General features: G+C 71.1%; 13 protein-coding genes. 6 read left to right on the top strand and 7 right to left on the bottom strand.

What is annotated here, in order from left to right:
* Positions 1-70 precede the first annotated feature (70 nt).
* The 4 genes from KNO15_RS19185 to KNO15_RS19170 are packed head-to-tail and all read right to left on the bottom strand — an operon-like array spanning position 71 to position 5,794.
* The gene (locus tag KNO15_RS19185) at positions 71-1,414 is read right to left on the bottom strand and encodes an ABC transporter substrate-binding protein (protein ID WP_241705420.1); all 1,344 of its coding nucleotides are present in this window, start codon (positions 1,412-1,414) and stop codon (positions 71-73) included.
* Positions 1,411-3,870, bottom strand: a complete 2,460-nt coding sequence (locus KNO15_RS19180) for a glycosyl hydrolase family 95 catalytic domain-containing protein (RefSeq protein ID WP_241705419.1) — start codon at positions 3,868-3,870, stop codon at positions 1,411-1,413. Before KNO15_RS19180 ends, KNO15_RS19185 begins: the two co-directional genes overlap by 4 nt.
* Positions 3,867-4,826 carry a carbohydrate ABC transporter permease gene (locus KNO15_RS19175; RefSeq protein ID WP_241705418.1) on the bottom strand — a complete coding sequence of 320 codons (960 nt, stop codon included), beginning with the start codon at positions 4,824-4,826 and terminating at the stop codon, positions 3,867-3,869. Before KNO15_RS19175 ends, KNO15_RS19180 begins: the two co-directional genes overlap by 4 nt.
* Complete coding sequence (locus KNO15_RS19170; protein WP_241705417.1) at positions 4,826-5,794, bottom strand: carbohydrate ABC transporter permease; 969 nt, start codon at positions 5,792-5,794, stop codon at positions 4,826-4,828. Before KNO15_RS19170 ends, KNO15_RS19175 begins: the two co-directional genes overlap by 1 nt.
* 116 nt (positions 5,795-5,910) lie before the next feature.
* On the opposite strand from KNO15_RS19170, the gene KNO15_RS19165 reads away from it, so the two are divergent.
* From KNO15_RS19165 to KNO15_RS19150, 4 genes are all read left to right on the top strand, one after another.
* A complete protein-coding gene (locus KNO15_RS19165) occupies positions 5,911-8,124 on the top strand; it encodes an alpha-galactosidase (RefSeq protein WP_241705416.1) in 2,214 nt (737 codons plus the stop codon).
* A gap of 101 nt (positions 8,125-8,225) precedes the next feature.
* Positions 8,226-10,757, top strand: coding sequence for a X2-like carbohydrate binding domain-containing protein (locus KNO15_RS19160; protein ID WP_241705415.1), 2,532 nt, complete (start codon positions 8,226-8,228; stop codon positions 10,755-10,757).
* 16 nt (positions 10,758-10,773) lie between these two features.
* Entirely contained in the window at positions 10,774-11,439 is a 666-nt protein-coding gene (locus KNO15_RS19155) for an SGNH/GDSL hydrolase family protein (RefSeq protein ID WP_241705414.1), read from the top strand.
* A gap of 5 nt (positions 11,440-11,444) precedes the next feature.
* Positions 11,445-12,401, top strand: a complete 957-nt coding sequence (locus KNO15_RS19150; protein ID WP_241705413.1) for an acetylxylan esterase — start codon at positions 11,445-11,447, stop codon at positions 12,399-12,401.
* Between the two features lie 7 nt (positions 12,402-12,408).
* Here KNO15_RS19150 and KNO15_RS19145 read toward each other — a convergent pair whose 3' ends face one another.
* Genes KNO15_RS19145 through KNO15_RS19135 form a run of 3 tightly spaced genes read right to left on the bottom strand, consistent with a single transcriptional unit; the run spans position 12,409 to position 14,273 of the window.
* A complete protein-coding gene (locus KNO15_RS19145; RefSeq protein ID WP_241705412.1) occupies positions 12,409-13,203 on the bottom strand; it encodes a peptidase M56 family protein in 795 nt (264 codons plus the stop codon).
* Entirely contained in the window at positions 13,200-13,793 is a 594-nt protein-coding gene (locus KNO15_RS19140; RefSeq protein WP_241705411.1) for an RNA polymerase sigma factor, read from the bottom strand. The genes KNO15_RS19145 and KNO15_RS19140 overlap by 4 nt, the downstream gene beginning before the upstream one ends.
* 30 nt (positions 13,794-13,823) lie before the next feature.
* Positions 13,824-14,273 carry a nuclear transport factor 2 family protein gene (locus KNO15_RS19135; RefSeq protein WP_241705410.1) on the bottom strand — a complete coding sequence of 150 codons (450 nt, stop codon included), beginning with the start codon at positions 14,271-14,273 and terminating at the stop codon, positions 13,824-13,826.
* A gap of 66 nt (positions 14,274-14,339) precedes the next feature.
* Here KNO15_RS19135 and KNO15_RS19130 point away from each other — a divergent pair, with 66 nt between their 5' ends.
* Entirely contained in the window at positions 14,340-14,906 is a 567-nt protein-coding gene (locus tag KNO15_RS19130; protein ID WP_241705409.1) for a TetR/AcrR family transcriptional regulator, read from the top strand.
* 133 nt (positions 14,907-15,039) lie between these two features.
* Positions 15,040-16,134, top strand: a complete 1,095-nt coding sequence (locus tag KNO15_RS19125) for a GNAT family N-acetyltransferase (RefSeq protein ID WP_241705408.1) — start codon at positions 15,040-15,042, stop codon at positions 16,132-16,134.
* The last annotated feature ends 14 nt before the right edge of the window (positions 16,135-16,148 follow it).

The raw sequence follows: 16,148 nt of genomic DNA, 5'->3' as shown, positions 1-16,148 counted from the left end.
GTGGTTCCCCCTCGTGTCGGGACGGTGCCGGCGGGCGAGGCCGTGTCCTCGCCCGCCGACTCCGGTGTGGCTACTTCTTGGCGAGGATCTCCTTGGTCTTCTCCTGCGCCGTCTTCAGGAACGACGAGGAGGTGTCTCCATTGAAGAATGCCTCAAACATCGGCTGGAGCGTGTCAGTGAGCTCCTGGCCGTTCGCGGTCGGAGGTGCCGGGTACAGCTCTCCGTTCTTCAGCGCGTCCACGAAGCTGGAGATGTCGACGCCGTCGGCCTTCTGCGCGTCGACGGTCGACTGCAGCGCCGACGCGATCGACGGCAGGAAGGTGGCCGTCTTGCCCGCGATGGTCTGGCACTCGGCGGTGCCCATGTAGGAGACCCACTTCCAGGTCTGGTCGACGTGCTTGGTGCCCACGAAGATGTTGTTCGCGTTCGAGTTGCTGATCATCCCCCGGGTGCCGTCCGGGCCCTTCACGGTCGGCGCGATGCCGACCTTCAGGCCGGGGACCTTGGTGATGGTGGTGGCGTTCCAGGTGCCGTCCTGCGCCATCGCGACCTGGCCCGCACCCATCTGCTCCGAGGAGGACACGGTGAACTGGCCGAACTTCGGCATCAGGCCGCGGTCGCCGAGACCGCGGATGTAGTCGAGCGTCTTCGCCAGGCGCGGGTCGTCGAACGGCAGCACCTTCGGCCACGCCTTCACGTCGCCCGCGAGCTTCCAGCCGAGCGTGGTGACGAACGGGTTCCAGGAGGTCTGGCCGTTGAAGTCGCCCGCGGCGAGCGTGCCGATGCCGTAGGTCTTGACGTTGTTCTTGTCGAAGCCCGCCTCGTCGCCGCGCTTGCCGTTCTTGTCGACGGTGAGGTGCGCCACGATCTTGTCGAACGTGCCGCCGTCATCCGGGTTCCAGGTCATGTTCTTGATGTCGTCGTCGGTGTAGCCGGCGGCCTTGACCAGGTCCTCGTTGAAATAGATCGCCGCGCCCGCCCAGTCGAGGGGGATGCCGTACTGCTTGCCGTCGGTGTACTTCCAGGAGTCGACACCGATGTTGAACTTCGACAGGTCGAAGTTCGTCTTCTTGATCAGGTCGTCGAGCGGCATGATCTGCTTCTGGCCGGCGTACTGGCCCAGCAGCGGGACGCTGTTCTGGAACGCGTCGGGGGCGCTGCCGGAGACGAACCCCGCGGTCAGCTTCGTGAAGTAGTCGTTCACGTTGTACTGCGTGATCTTGACCGAGATGTTCGGGTTCGCCTTCTCGAACGCGGGGATGCACAGCTTGTAGTTCGCTGCCTGGTGGTCGTCCCAGGTCCACCAGTTGACGGTGACTTTGTCGCTGGACGCGTTGTCCGACGAGCACGCCGCGAGACCGAGTGCCGCCAGTCCGGCGGCAGCGATGCCGGCGATGATGCGGAGCTTCTTCATGAGTTCCTCACTGTGATTGCCCGGACACCGTCGTCGGTGTCGGGGTGGGGATGGGGTGTTGTGGTGGGTCCGGTGACGACGGCCGACCCCCCGGCGGGGAGGCGGACGTCGAGGTCTGTTCCGCTCACGCGCACGCGCACCAGGCGCGGCTCGTCGTGCAGGTTGTGCAGCTCGGCCGACTCGAGGAGGCCGGCCGACCAGCGCAGGTCGACGGCGATGCCGTCACGCGCGTGCAGCCCGTCGACGCGGCCCTCCGGCCACGCCGTCGGCAGAGCGGGCAGCAGGTCGACGGCGCCGTCGTGACTCTGCAGCAGCAGTTCGGCGATCGCGGCGGGGAAGCCGAGGTTGCCGTCGATCTGGAAGGGCGGGTGGGTGCTGAACAGGTTCGGCAGGAGGCCGCCCCACTCCGAGCCGTCGACCGGTCCGTGGCGGAGCGCGTCGCCGCTGTACGGCGTCAGCGCCTGCTGCAGCAGCTCGTGGGCGGCCTCGCCGTCGCCGAGCCGTGCGCGCAGCGCGATCTTCCACGCCCACGACCAGCCCATGGCGCCCGGGCCCCTGGCGTCGAGGAAGCGGCGGGCGGCGACCGCGAGTTCCGGGGTGCTGCGCGGGGTGATCAGCTCGAGGGGATGCAGCGCGACGAGCGGCGAGAGGTGCCGGTGAGCAGGCTCGTTCTCCTCGACCTCCCTCGACCACTCGAGCAGGCGTCCGTCGGCGCCGATGCCGGGTTCGGGGATCGTCGCCAGCGCCGACTCCAGCTCCGCGCGCAGCGGGTCGGCGGGGTCGACGGTGTCGATCGCGACCAGCGAGCGCTGGAAGAGGGCGCGGATGAGCTCGACCTCCATGGTCGCGGTGAGCCCGAGTGCGCGCGGGTCGCCTGCGGCGTCCCGGTACTGGTTCTCGGGCGAGGTGGAGGGCGCGAGGAACGCGATGCCGGCCTCGTCGACCTGGAGCCAGTCGAGACAGAACTCGGCAGCGCCGCGCAGCAGCGGCCAGATGCGGTCGCGCAGGAGCGCCGTATCACCGGTGAAGGCGTACTGGTCCCACAGCGAGTGGCAGAGCCAGACGCCGCCCATCATCCAGATGGCCCAGCTCGGCGCGCCGTGACCCATGCCGACCGGCAGGCTCCAGCCCCAGAGGTCGCTGTTGTGGTGGGCGACCCAGCCCCGCGCGCCGTAGAGCTCGCGGGCGACGTCGGCGCCTGTGCGCGCGATCCGCTCGACCAGGGCGAGCTGCGGCTCGGCGTGATCGAGGATCCCGAGCGGGCCCGCCGCCCAGTAGTTCATCTGGGTGTTGATGTTGATCGTGTAGTTCGACGACCATGCCGGGCGCAGCTCGCCGTTCCAGATGCCCTGCAGGTTCGCGGCGGGGCCGCCCCGTCGTGACGACGCCTGGAGCAGGTAGCGGCCATACTCCGCCGCCACGGTCGCCCGCAACGCGTCGTCGTCGCCGCGCAGGATATCGGTGTCGACATCCCAGCGCCCCTCGCGCCGGCCGCCGATCGCGAACCGCGCAGCCGCCCCGCGACGCGGCGAGGCGTCGTGGGCGTGCGGGAGCGCGCTCTCGCCGAGTGCGCCGAGAACGCGCTCGCGCGCGCGGTTCCGGATCGTCTCGTGGGAGACGGTCCGCCACTCGTCGTCCGCGCCGGCCCACCACGACTCAGCGCGGGTCGACGACGAGAGGGCGATCAGCAGCCGACCGGCGCCACGGATCGTCAGACCGGAGTCGTCGGTCTCCGTGACACCGTCACTCCGCACCGCGAGGACCGCGGCGGCGAAGCCGTCATAGTTACCGTCGCCCTGCTCCGCGTAGCGCAGCGGAGGGACGACGGACTGCTCGTGCAGGGGCGCGCCGTCGACGGGGACGGCGATGTCGAGAGCGACCGTGCCGTCGCCGGCGCGGCGGCCGAGCTCGCGCAGCGGAGTGCTCAGCCGCAGCCGCACCTCGGGGAGCGGGCGGTCCGACTCGATACGGACGACGAGCGCGTGCCCGTCGACGTGGGAGGTGCGGACGATGCGCGCATCGCCGGCCGTCAGCCGCTCCTCGACCACGGCGCGGTCGAGGTCGAGGACGCGCGCCGGCTCCCCCGCCTCCGGCACCGCGCCGGGGAGCTCCACGAACAGGTCGGCGAACGGCAGGAACTCCTGGCTGTATCGTCCCTCGAACGTCATCAGCAGCCGCTCGGCCTCGTCCAGCTCTCCCGCCGCCAGTGCCGCGCGCACCTCGCGCAGCCGGTCCGGCCCTGCGCCCTGGGCGAGCACCCGGCGCAGCTCCCGGGCGGGGAGGTCGGGGGCGCCCGACCACACCGTCGCGTCGTTCACCTGGTAGCGGCCGTCGGCGCCGCCGAAGACCATCGCGCCGAGCCGGCCGTCACCGAGGGGGATGGCCTCCTCCCACGTCGCTGCGGGGCGGCTCCAGGCGAGCCGGAGGGTGTCGCCCGTGCTGTGCACTCCGGTCATTTCAGCCCCGAGAAGCCGATGGAGTTCACGATGCGCTTGCCGAACACCATGAAGAGGATGAGCATCGGCAGCGCCGCGACCAGCGTCGCCGCCATCAGGCCTGCCCAGTCCGGCATGGTCTGCGGCGAGGACTGCTTGAAGACGGCGAGGCCGAGCGTCAGCGGCTGCACCGAGGAGTCGGTGGTCACCAGGAGCGGCCAGAAGTAGTCGTTCCAGACGCCGATGAAGCCGAGGATCGAGAGCGTGATGATCGGGCCGCTGGTCATCGGGACGGTCAGCGTGAACAGGATGCGGAGCTTGCCGGCGCCGTCGAGCAGCGCGGCCTCCTCGATCTCGGTCGAGAGGCCGAGCATGAACTGCCGCAGGAAGAAGATGTTGAACGCCGAGAAGAGGGCGCCGGGCAGGATCATCCCGGCGAACGAGTTGAGCAGCCCGAGCTCCTTGATCAGGACGAAGTTCGGCAGCAGGGTCAGGATCCCCGGAACCATCAGGGCGGCGAGGAAGAGCGAGAAGACGAGCTCGCGCCCGCGCCACTGCAGCCGGGCGAACGCGTAGGCGGCGATCAGGGAGAAGAACACGATCAGCACGGTCGAGACCGTCGCGTACACGACCGAGTTCAGGAGGTAGTGGAGGATCTGCACGGTCGCGCCGGAACCGCCCTGCGCGATCGCCTCCTTGCTGTCCTCGAGCCCGAGCACCCGCAGGAACGGCCCGAAGGTGAACCCGACGGGCAGCGGCGACGACGGGTTCGCGATCATCGCGAAGTTGTTCGACAGGGCTGAGCGCAGCATCCAGTAGAACGGGAAGACCGTGATCAGCACGATGACGACCAGGTAGGTCCAGGCGATCGTGGGGCCGACGGTCGGGCGCTTGCGGGGGCGGCGCGCGGGGCGGGCGCCGGCGGACGGCCGGGCCGGTGCTGCGGGCGCCGGCGGGGTGGAGGTGGTAGCGGTCATCAGGCATTGTCCGATTCGCTCGCGCGCAGCAGTCTCATCTGCACGAAGGTGATCACGATGAGGATGGCGAACAGCGCCAGCGACATCGCCGACGCGTAGCCGAAGTCGAACTGCCCGAACGCCTTCTGGTAGATGTACATCTGCAGCACGTTGGAAGCGTGGGCCGGGCCGCCCTTGGTGGCCACCGAGACGATGTCGAAGACCTGGAACGCGCCGATCACGTTGAGCACGACGACCAGGGCGAGGATCGGCCGGAGCAGCGGGAGGGTGAGCCGGAAGAACATCTTCGGCTCGCTCGCCCCGTCGATCCTGCCGGCCTCGTAGATCGACGGCGGGATGGTCTGCATGCCGGCGAAGATGATGATCGACGTGTAGCCCATGTTCTTCCAGACGTGGATGAGCGCCAGCGACGGGATGGCCCACTCGCGTGAGGTGAGGAAGCGGATGCCGTCGCCGCCGAGCGCGTGCACGAGCTGGTTGACGATGCCGAGCTGTGCGTCGAGCATCCACGACCACACAGTCGCGGCGACGACGGCGGAGATCAGGAACGGCAGGATGATGAGGCCGCGAAGCACGGTCGAGCCGGTCACGCGGTGCAGCACGGCCGCGGTGAGGATGGAGACCGCGAGGGTGAGGATCACCGCGATGAACACGAAGTAGATCGTGATGCCGAGGGACTGCCAGAAGGTGTCGTCCTGGAACAGGTCGATGAAGTTCTGGACGCCGATCCAGGTCGGCGCGCTCAGCAGCCGGAAGTCGGTGAAGCTCAGGTAGATGCCGCGCAGGGTCGGGTAGAGCGCGAAGACGAGGAAGCCGATCATCGCCGGCGCGATCAGGATCCAGGCCAGCCGGGCGTCTCCGCGGTGGGACGGTGCCAACGCGTTCACCGGGCGGCGGGAGCGCCGCTTCCTGGAGGCGGGAGCCGACGCGGGCGGCTCGATCGCGGTGGGGACGTCTGAGATCGTCATTGGTCTTCCTTCTCGGACCCGACACGTCGTCGGGCGGGGGATCCGGGGTTGCAGAACACACAGTAGGCATGGTTAATTGACACTGTCAAGTAACCCCTTCTGCTAGGAGCCCCTCCATGCTCGACGGCTACGGCGCCGTTCTGGCCCTCCGCGCCTCAGGCGCCTCCCTCGTCATCGACGCGTCCGGCCGCGTGCCCCGCGTGCTGCACTGGGGCGCCGACCTCGGGCGCCTCGACGAGGCAGCAGCGGAGGCGCTCCGCGAGACGGCAGGGCCGGCCGTGCTCAACAACTCGCCGGACGTGCCGCGCACGTTCAGCCTGTGGCCCACCGAGTTCGAGGGCTGGGCGGGGACCCCGGCACAGGAGGGCCACGCCTCCGGCTCCGCGACCACTCCCCGGCCGCGGACGGCCGCCGTGCGCTACCGTCACGACGGCGCGGACGCCGACGAGGGCGGCGCGATCGAGATCGACCTCGTCGACGAGATCACCGCCCTGCGGTCGACGATGACGCTGACGCTCGACCGGTTCGGGGTGCTCGCGATCGACGTGTCGATCGTCCGGGATGCGCTCCTGTCGGCCGACGGCGCCGGCCTCCCGTACACACTCGACGCCCTCCGCGTGCTGCTCCCCGTGCCGGAGCGTGCCGTGGAGATCCTGGACTTCACCGGCAAGTGGTGCCGCGAACGCGCACCGCAGCGCGGACCGGTCTTCTTCGGCAGCCACGTGCGCCGCGCCCGCCGCGGCAAGCCGGGCCACGACGCCCCCTTCCTGGTCGTCGCCGGCACCGAGAACCTCGACTTCGGGCACGGAGAGGCCTGGGCGACCCACCTCGCCTGGAGCGGCGACGCCGAGTACGTCGTCGAGCGGCTGACCGAGGGCGCCGGGCCGTTCTCCGCGGTGCTCGGGGTCGGCGAGGGTCTGCGACCCGGCGAGATCGAACTCGCCGACGGCGAGCGCTACGACGCGCCGACCGCGCTGTTCGTCTGGTCGGGGGACGGCCTCGACGGAGTCGCCCACCGGCTGCACCGGCGCCTGCGGGCCCGGCCGTCGCACCCGCGCTCTCCGCGCCCGCTGACGCTCAACTCGTGGGAGGCGGTCTACTTCGACCACGACCTCGACCGGCTCGCGGCTCTGGTAGAGCGCGCCGGCCGCGTCGGCGTCGAGCGCGTCGTTCTCGACGACGGCTGGTTCCACGGCCGGCGCGACGCGAACGCCGGGCTCGGCGACTGGTTCGTCGACCGCGGGGTGTGGCCGGACGGCCTCTCGCCGCTGGTCACGCTGGTGCGCTCGCACGGGATGCAGTTCGGCATCTGGTTCGAGCCGGAGATGGTCAACCTCGACTCCGACCTCGCCCGGGCGCATCCCGACTGGGTGCTCGGCCCGCGGCAGGCGCTCGGTGCGACAGCGCGCGACCAGCACGTCCTCGACCTCACGCGTCCCGACGCGTACGCGCACGTGCTCGAGCGGGTCAGCGCGATCGTCGACGAGTACGGCGTCGACTACATCAAGTGGGACCACAACCGCGACCTGTCCGAGCCGGTGAGCGGTGCGGCCGGCATCGACCGACCGGCGGTCCACGCGCAGACGCTCGCGCTGTACCGGATGCTGGACACCCTGCGCGAACGGCACCCCGGCCTCGAGATCGAGACCTGCTCTGGTGGCGGCGGACGCGTCGACCTCGGCATCCTGGACCGCACGGACCGGGTCTGGGCGTCCGACTGCAACGACCCGGTCGAGCGGCTGCAGATCGAGCGCTGGACCCGGATGCTCGTGCCGCCGGAGCTGATCGGCTCGCACCTCGGCGCCGAGCGCTCGCACACCACCTCGCGCCGCACGGACCTGTCGTTCCGCCTGATCGTCGCGCTCACCTCCCACGCGGGCATCGAGTGGGACCTCCAGGAGGCGGACGAGGAGGAGCTGGAGCGCATCGCACGCTGGGGCACCGCATACCGCGAGCTGCGTGGGCTCATCCACACCGGCCGCGTCGTCAACGCCGACCTCGCCGACGAGGCGACGATGCTGAGCGGCATCGTCGCCGACGACGGCAGCAGGGCGATCTGCACCTGGGCGCGGCTCGCCACGTCGGCGCCCGGCCAGTCCGGCCGCGTGCGCTTCCCCGGACTCGACGCATCGGCGCGCTACACGGTGCGGATCCGCGACGATTTCGGCCCGTCGAGCAGGCACCAGAGCTCCGACCCCTCCTGGATCACCGCGGCGCTCGCTCCGGAGGGCGTGGAGCTGCCCGGCTCTGTGCTCGCGGTCGCCGGCGTCCCGATGCCCACCCTGAACCCGCAGCAGGCGATGCTGTTCGACCTGACGCGGCTGCCGTGACGCAGCCGCACGCCCGCGGACGGATCCGCGCCCTGGACGGCCCACCGCACTAACCCGCTCCCGCGCACCGCTGCGCCAGAGCGCTTCAGAGAGGAAGACGCATGACACGCCAGAAACGTGCACGCCGGGGGCTCACCGCCGTCGCCGTGACGATCGCGGCCCTCGGCCTGGTGGCCGCGGCCGCCGTGCCCGCGGGCGCGACACCGACACCGACGCCGACACCGACGCCGACCGCGACGCCGAGCCCCACCCCGGTGCCGTCGCCTGCCGCGACGCCGACGCCGACCGGCGCCACCCCACCCGCCGCCGCACCGACAGCGACCCCCGGCGCCGCCTCGTTCGACGCCTGGGCGGCGAAGCCCTACCTGGGCTGGAGCAGCTACAGCATGCAGGTCTACACCGGCAACCCCAAGTGGATCACCGCCGACCAGATCATCGCCCAGTCCGACGCCATGAAGGCGAAGCTGGGCAAGGCGGGCTACGACTACATCAACGTCGACTCCGGCTGGAACGACGGCGTCGACGCCTACGGCCGGCCCGTGCCGAGCGCGACTCTCTACCCCCAGGGCCTGAAGGCGGTCATCGACCACGTCCACGCGAACGGCCAGAAGTTCGGCCTGTACTTCATCCCGGGCGTCTCGCCCGCGGTGTACGAGGCGGCCTACCCGATCGCGAACGCGCCGGGGTGCACCACCCACGACATCGTGAAGCAGCCGCTGCAGCAGGCCGACTACTGGAAGATCGGCTACCGGATCGACTTCTCGAACCCGTGCTCGCAGAAGTACGTCGACTCCATCGTCGACCAGCTCGCGTCCTGGGGCGTGAACTTCGTCAAGTTCGACAGCGTGACCCCGGGCTCCGGCGTCAGCGACCTGTCCCTGGATGCACGCGACGACGTCGCCGCCTGGTCGACGGCGCTGAAGGCCAAGGGCATCTGGTTCGAGCTCTCCTGGGCGCTCGACATCGACTACGCCGACACCTGGAAGCAGTACGCGAACGGCTGGCGCGTCGAATGGGACGTGGAGGCGTACGCCCCCGGCGTCCAGCTGACGCAGTGGAGCAACATCGCGCGCCTGTTCCCGCGTGCCGCCGACTGGTGGCGCTACGCCGGGCCCGGCGGCTGGAACGACTTCGACTCCCTCGACGTCGGTAACGGCACCATGGACGGCCTCACCCGCGACGAGCGCCGCACGGCGACCACGCTCTGGGCCATCTCAGCGGCCCCGATGTACGTCGGCAACGACCTGACCGACCTCGACCAGTTCGGCGTCGACCTGCTCACCAACAGGGAGGTCGTGGCCGTGAACCAGGCGGGCACGCCTGCCCAGCCGGTGTCGACCTCCACCGACAAGCAGGTCTGGTACGCCCCGAACGCCGACGGCAGCTACACGGTCGCGCTGTTCAACCTCGGCCCGACGGAGTCCGACATCACCGCGAACTGGTCCGACCTCGGCCTCGACGGGCCCGCGAAGGTCCGCGACCTGTGGGCGGGCAAGGACCTCGGGACGTTCACGGGCACGTTCACCGGCCGGACCGTCCCCATCCACGGCGTCCGCCTGCTGCGGGTCACCCCGCAGAAGGGCACGACCGTCGCGCTGAACGACGACGCCCAGCGGGTCACTTACACGGGCACGTGGACGCGCAACGGCGGTGACGAGGTCGCGGCCTCCACGCAGCCGCTGCAGATCGCCGTCGGCGACTCGTCGACCGGCACCGTGCCGACGCCGCCCGCGTCCGGCCGGGTCGTCGCGGTCAACGACGGCGACCAGGGCATCACCTACACGGGCAGCTGGGGACAGAGCGGAGGTCGCGGGCTCGGCGACTACAAGGACGACGTGCACTACACCGAGGGCGACGGCTCGTCGTTCCAGTACACGTTCACCGGCACGGGCATCGACTACGTGACAGAGCTCGACCAGTCGCAGGGAAACGTCGACGTCTACCTCGATGGTCAGTACCAGAAGACCGTGGACACGAGCAGGGCCGCCGGCCAGCCGCGGCTCGCGCAGCAGGTGGTCTGGAGCGCCAGCGGCCTCCCGAACGGCTCGCACACCCTGCGCGTCGTCAAGAAGTCCGGCGCGTTCATGCTCCTCGACAAGCTCGACGTCACCCTGGCGAGCCTGCTCGACCCGGACACCGCGGTCTTCGACAAGGCGAAGCCCGCCGACGTGACGGTGACGCTGCAGCGCGACGGCGGCGAGCTCGCCGACATCGTGCGCGACGGCACCGCACTGAAGCGCGGCGCCGACTACACGGTGTCCGGCTCGACCGTGACCATCGCGTCGGCCTACCTCGCCGGCCTCGCCGACGGCACTGCCTCGCTCGGTTTCCGGTTCCGCGGCGACGCGCACGACGACATCCACGCGACGCGCACGAACGGGGATACCGTCGGGTCGACCTTCACCGGCACGGGTGTGTCGTGGATCAGCGCGACCGCGCCCGACCAGGGCTCCGCGGCCGTCTATGTCGACGGGAAGCTCGCCAAGACGGTCGACACCCACTCGGCCGGCCGCCGCACCGGGCAGAAACTGTTCGAGGTGACCGGACTGCGCGCCGGTCAGCACACCATCCTGGTGAAGAAGGTGTCGGGGGACGTTCTCCGGCACGATGTCTTCCAGTACACCGCGAAGTGACCAGCTAAGGAGCACCATGTCCCATCCCGCCCGATACGTCTTCGTCGGCGACTCCATCACCGACTGCAGCCGCGATCGGAGCGACCCCGCGTCGCTCGGCGAGGGCTATGTCCGCCTCATCGCGGACGCCCTCGCCGGGCGTGCCGGCGGCGCCGAGGTGCGCAACCTCGGCGTCTCCGGCGACCGCGCGGTCGACCTCGAGGCCCGCTGGGCCGGCGAGGTCGCCCCGGCCCGGGCCGACGTCCTCACGGTCTACGTCGGCGTCAACGACATGTGGCGCCGCTTCGACAGCGACGATCCGACCGAGGCCGCCGCGTTCGAGGCGACGCTGCGCCGTCTCCTCGACGCGCTCCCGGCACCGCGCCCGCGCCTGCTCCTCATCGAGCCGTTCTTCCTGCCGGTCACGCCCGACCAGCGCGCCTGGCTCGACGACCTCGACGGCAAGCGCGCAGCGGTCGTCCGGGTGGCCGCCGACTACGACGCCACTCTCGTGCCGCTGCACGACCGCCTGACCGCGGTGGCCCGCGCGCAGGGCATCCCGGCGGTCGCGCCGGACGGCGTGCACCCGAGCCCGGAAGGGCACCGGATGATCGCCGAGGCCTGGCTCGAGGCGGCCGGGCTCGACGCGACCGGGACCGACGCGGCCGGGCTCGACGCGGCCGGGACGGCCGCCGCCGGATGAGCGGGATGCCGGCGCACGCTCCCCTCCCCGCGCTGCTCGGCACCGCACCACTGCCGACGCCCGACGACTACCGCGCGTACTGGGACGAGGCGCTCGATCGCGCGCGCCGGCATCCGCTCGCGTTCGAGGCCGAGCCCGTCGACACCGGGCTCACCGCGATCGACGTTTTCGACGTCTCGTTCGCCGGCCACGGAGGACGCCGCGTGAGCGGCTGGCTGCGCCTGCCCCGGCACAGGGAGGGCGCGCTCCCGGCCGTCGTGCACGCGAACGGTTACGGAGCAGGCCGGCTCTCGCCGATCGACGATCTGACCTGGGCGGCCGCCGGCTTCGCGCACCTCGTGGTGAACACGCACGGGCAGGGCAACGCCAGCACCGGCCACCTGCTCGACGGCGTCCTCGAGCCCGACCGGTACTACTACCGCGGCGTCTTCGTGGACGTGGCACGCGCGATCGAGGCGGTCCGCACGCTCGACACGGTGGACCCCGGCCGGGTGGCGATGATCGGCAACAGCCAGGGCGGCGGCATCGCGCTCGGCGCGGGCGCACTCGTCCCCGACCTCGTGGCCGTGCTCGCCCAGGCGCCGTTCCTCACCGACGCACCGACGGCCCTGCAGCGCGCGGCGCAGGGACCGTGGACCGAGCTGCGCGGCTACCTGACCGAGCATCCCGACCGGGCCGACGCGGTCGCCCGGACGCTCGCCTACGTCGACGGCGTCACGTCGGCCCGGCACGCCACCGCGCCCGGCTGGATCTCGGACGGGCTCGACGACGACATCTGCCCTCCCGAGACCGCGCGCACCGCAGCCGTCGAGTACGCGGCGCCGATCACGATCCGCGAGTGGACGGGCGCGGGGCACGAGGCCGGCGGCACCGCCGACCGTCAGGCCGCGGTGCGCGTGCTGGGCGGGGTGTTCGGGGTCGCCACGGAGTCGACACCCTCCTCCAGCGGCCGCCGGATCTGAGCTCCGCTCACCCCACGTCGAACTCGCCGACCCTGGTTCGGCCGTCGGAGGCGAACACGGGCAGGTGGGTGACCGTGCCGGCGTGTTCGCGCTGCCACGCCAGCGCGTCCTCCGGGCTGCGGAACGACCGGCTCGCGGTGGTGCCGTCCGCGTCCTCGAGTCGGATGCGGTAGACGTAGCCTTCCCTGCCGTTGGTCGCCACGACGGCGATCAGGTCAGGAGTCCCCGTCTCGTTCTGCACGCCGTAGGTCTGGCCCGACGCGTTCACCCCCCACGCGGTGGTGTGCGAGCTGACCCAGGTGAGGGTGGCCGTCCACCGCAGCGACGCCGACGACGTGGTGATCGTGAACGATGTGCCGCCCGGGTCGAGTTCCTCACGCCGCAGGTAGTACGACGTCGCCGCGCGGTTCACGGACGAGGCCGATTCGGAACCGGGGAGGTCGGCGGCTCCCACCGTGAGCCCTGCGCCCCCGCGACCGAAGGAGTACGTGCCGGGGTCGTACGGCGTGAACTCGAGGAAGACCTGCGACGCGCCGTCCGGACGCGGGCCGAGCGCGATCGTGGCGGTGCCCGACGACGAGAGCCGGACGGGCGTCGCCAGCTCGGCGTGCTCCTCGCCGCCCGGCTGCACCCACACGTGCGCAGCGTAGGCGGTACCGCCGCCGAGCAGGCCGACGACGAGCACGGCGCCGATCCCCCACCGGCGGCGCGCCGCGCTGCGCCGCCGTGGCGTCGCGTCCGCGTACCGGATCAGCGACGCCCGCAGGCCGTCCGCGAAGGTGGGATCCATCGTCTCGCTCACCGTGCACCTCCCAGCTCGTCCGCCGCGGCGGGCGCTTGCAGTCGCGTGTGGGCCTCCCGGAGCCGGCCGCGCAGCCGGTGCAACCGCACCCGGGCTGCGCCCGCGCTGATCCCGAGGGCCTCCGCCGCCGCGACGGTGGAATAGCCCTCGAGTGCCGTCAGCACCAGGAGCGCACGGTCGCGGTCCGGCATCTCCCGCAGCTCGCGCGCCAGCCCGGCATGATCGACAGCGTCGTCCACCGCCTCGAAGGCCGCCGCGCCGTCGTCCACGCCGCGCGGGATCGCGTCGATCAGCCGGCGATGGCGACGAACGCTCCTGGCCTGGTTCCGCGCGGCGTTCGACGTCACCACCAGCAGCCACGGCAGCACCGACCCGCCGACGACGCGTACGCTCGCGCGCCGGCGCCACAGTTCGAAGAACGCCGCCGCGGTGACGTCCTCGGCGTCGTGGCGATCGCCGGTCAGCCTCAGCGCAGCACGGAAGACCCGCTCCCGATGCCGGTCGTACACGGCGGCGAACGCCGACGAGTCACCGGCGCACGCGCCGGCCCACTCGGCAGCCTCGTCCGGCTCGTCTGCGAAGGTCCCCACACTCCATACTGTCCGGCAGCGGGCGAAGTGTTACATCACTGCCGCAGCATCGCCGTCTGAATCCTGCAGGATCCGGATCAGCTGGTCGGCGCGACCGCTGTTGAGTGCGGCCTGCACGGGGTTGCTGTAGTCGCGCGAGTGCACGATCCTCCCGTCGCGGGTGGTGATCACCATGATGTAGTCGGTCGCGAACGCCCGGCCGTCGGCGCGTTCTCCGTGCAGGCGGTACTCCAGGACGGCGGTGTGCGGGTCGGCGCAGTCCAGGATGCTCACGTCGCTGACCGAGGTGTAGCGCGGGATGCCCTCCCGGCTGAACTGCGCCCTGAGCTCGTCGCGCGTGACGCGTCGCGAGGTCGGCGCGATTCCCGCCGCGAACGGCATCTCGATCACCACCTCCTCTCCGTAGACCTCGGCGAGCGCGCTCAGGTCGTCGACGGTCACCCGGAGGAACCGCCGTGCCGCCTCGGTGGCTTCTGACATCGTCATCTCCTAGAATTATGCGGAACCCAGTTTCCGCTTAAGTATACGGAGGATTGATTCCGTTTGGTGTCGACAGCTCGAGCACCGCGTTCCGACGCCGCGCGCAACCGCGCGAAGCTGCTCACCGCGGCCACGGAGCTGTTCCACGAGAGCACCGGCGCACTGTCCGTCGAGGAGGTCGCGCAGCGAGCCGGCGTCGGGGTGGGGACGTTCTACCGCAACTTCCCGACCAAGCGCGCCCTGCTGGAAGCGCTCATGGTTCAGGAGATCGACGCCCTCAGCGCCGTCGCCGAGCAGGGCGACGACTCGGGGAACGGACTCGCGGACTTCATCACGGCGACGTTCCGGGGGTCACGGTTCAAAGTCGAGCTGACCGCTGCGCTGGAGGGCGAGGACTCCGGGTTCGGCGAAGACGTGATGGCCGCGTCGGCCCGGCTGCGCGCGCACGCGGGCCGGCTGCTGGCCGACGCCCAACGCTCCGGCGAGGTCCGGGCCGACCTCCAGCTCGACGATGTGCTCGCCCTGCTGCGGGCGGCGTACTCCACCACGCGCAGCACGGAGAGCGGGGAGCGGATCGCACGCGTCATCGTCGACGGGCTGCGTGCCCGCCCGGTCGACGGCCGGCGGGACTGAGCCGGTCCGATCCGCGGGACTTGTCCTCCGCGGCCCTGCTGTGGAATGCTGAACGCCGTGATCCTCTAGCAGCGATACTCTTCCTCCCCACGACCGTGGGTGAGTCGATCGATCCTGCCAACAATGAGGTTTCATGTCATCCACAGATCACACCACCACGCTCTCCGGCTTCACCATCGAGCCGCTCGTCGTCCCTGCCCGCATCGACGCGGACGACGCGGCGGACTTCATCGCCTTCGCCGCCGTGCGCAACGCCGTCGAGGCGGAACAGCGCGGCCACACCGGCGAGGTGATGACCGCCGCCGAACTGCTGCCGGACTGGAAGGACGAGTCGCGGTCGATGATCGGACTCGTCGCCAAGGTCGACGGCCGCGTCGTCGCCCGAGGTAACCTGGCGCTTCCGGCCGACGCCCCGGAATGCTGGGGAGCTGTCTCCGTCCTCCCCGGGTTCCGCAGCCGCGGCATCGGCTCGGCGCTCTACGCCCGCCTGGAGCAGCTGGCCCGGGAGGCCGGCCGCGCGACACTTCAGAATCAGACGACCTATCCGGCCGGTGTCCAGGGCGAGGCGATCCCGGCGCCGACCGGGTTCGGGTCGGTGCCGATCGACCTCCCGTCGACCCGGTTCCTGCGACGCCTGGGCTTCTCGCTCGAACAGGTCGCGCGGATCAGCGCTCTGCCGCTGCCCGTCGACACGGACGTGTTCTCGGCCCACCTCGCGGAGGCGGCCGCCGCGGCGGCCGGCTACCGGACGGTCAGCTGGCACGGCCGGACACCCGAGGAGTGGGTGGACTCCATCGCGTCACTGCGCACGAGGATGAACACGGACGCGCCCAACGCCGGCATCGACCTGACCGACGTCTGGACCGCCGAACGCGTCCGCGCGGTCGACGACCTCTGGGCCGAGAGCCCGCGCGTCGCACTCACGTCGATCGCGGTCGAGGAGGCCACAGGAGAGGCGGTCGGCTTCACGGAGCTCGACGTCTCCACCGAGTCCGACCGGCCGGCCGAGCAGATGGACACGCTGGTGCTGCGCGAGCACCGCGGACACCGGCTGGGGATGCTGCTGAAGCTCACCAACCTCCGCGCGCTGACCGAGCGGTTCCCCGCCTGCACGCTCGTCGAGACGGTGAACGCCGAGGAGAACCGCCCCATGCTCGACGTCAACGACTCGATCGGCTTCGCCGCGGCGAGCTTCTCGGCGCGGTGGCGGAAGAACCTCGTCGGGTGACACCTGTGGTCCCC

Source organism: Leifsonia shinshuensis (assembly GCF_022606355.1).
Classification (GTDB): Bacteria; Actinomycetota; Actinomycetes; order Actinomycetales; family Microbacteriaceae; genus Leifsonia; species Leifsonia shinshuensis_B.
Note: the sequence above shows the minus strand (reverse complement) of the source record. Positions and strands in the feature narration are given on the sequence as shown.

What these genes read in the sequence shown, in the direction of transcription:
- KNO15_RS19155 (WP_241705414.1), top strand. Translation starts at nt 10,774, where the DNA reads ATGTCCCATCCCGCCCGATACGTCTTCGTCGGCGACTCCATCACCGAC.
- KNO15_RS19135 (WP_241705410.1), bottom strand. Translation starts at nt 14,273, where the DNA reads ATGTCAGAAGCCACCGAGGCGGCACGGCGGTTCCTCCGGGTGACCGTC.
- KNO15_RS19125 (WP_241705408.1), top strand. Translation starts at nt 15,040, where the DNA reads ATGTCATCCACAGATCACACCACCACGCTCTCCGGCTTCACCATCGAG.
- KNO15_RS19170 (WP_241705417.1), bottom strand. Translation starts at nt 5,794, where the DNA reads ATGACGATCTCAGACGTCCCCACCGCGATCGAGCCGCCCGCGTCGGCT.
- KNO15_RS19150 (WP_241705413.1), top strand. Translation starts at nt 11,445, where the DNA reads ATGCCGGCGCACGCTCCCCTCCCCGCGCTGCTCGGCACCGCACCACTG.
- KNO15_RS19185 (WP_241705420.1), bottom strand. Translation starts at nt 1,414, where the DNA reads ATGAAGAAGCTCCGCATCATCGCCGGCATCGCTGCCGCCGGACTGGCG.
- KNO15_RS19180 (WP_241705419.1), bottom strand. Translation starts at nt 3,870, where the DNA reads ATGACCGGAGTGCACAGCACGGGCGACACCCTCCGGCTCGCCTGGAGC.
- KNO15_RS19175 (WP_241705418.1), bottom strand. Translation starts at nt 4,826, where the DNA reads ATGACCGCTACCACCTCCACCCCGCCGGCGCCCGCAGCACCGGCCCGG.
- KNO15_RS19160 (WP_241705415.1), top strand. Translation starts at nt 8,226, where the DNA reads ATGACACGCCAGAAACGTGCACGCCGGGGGCTCACCGCCGTCGCCGTG.
- KNO15_RS19165 (WP_241705416.1), top strand. Translation starts at nt 5,911, where the DNA reads ATGCTCGACGGCTACGGCGCCGTTCTGGCCCTCCGCGCCTCAGGCGCC.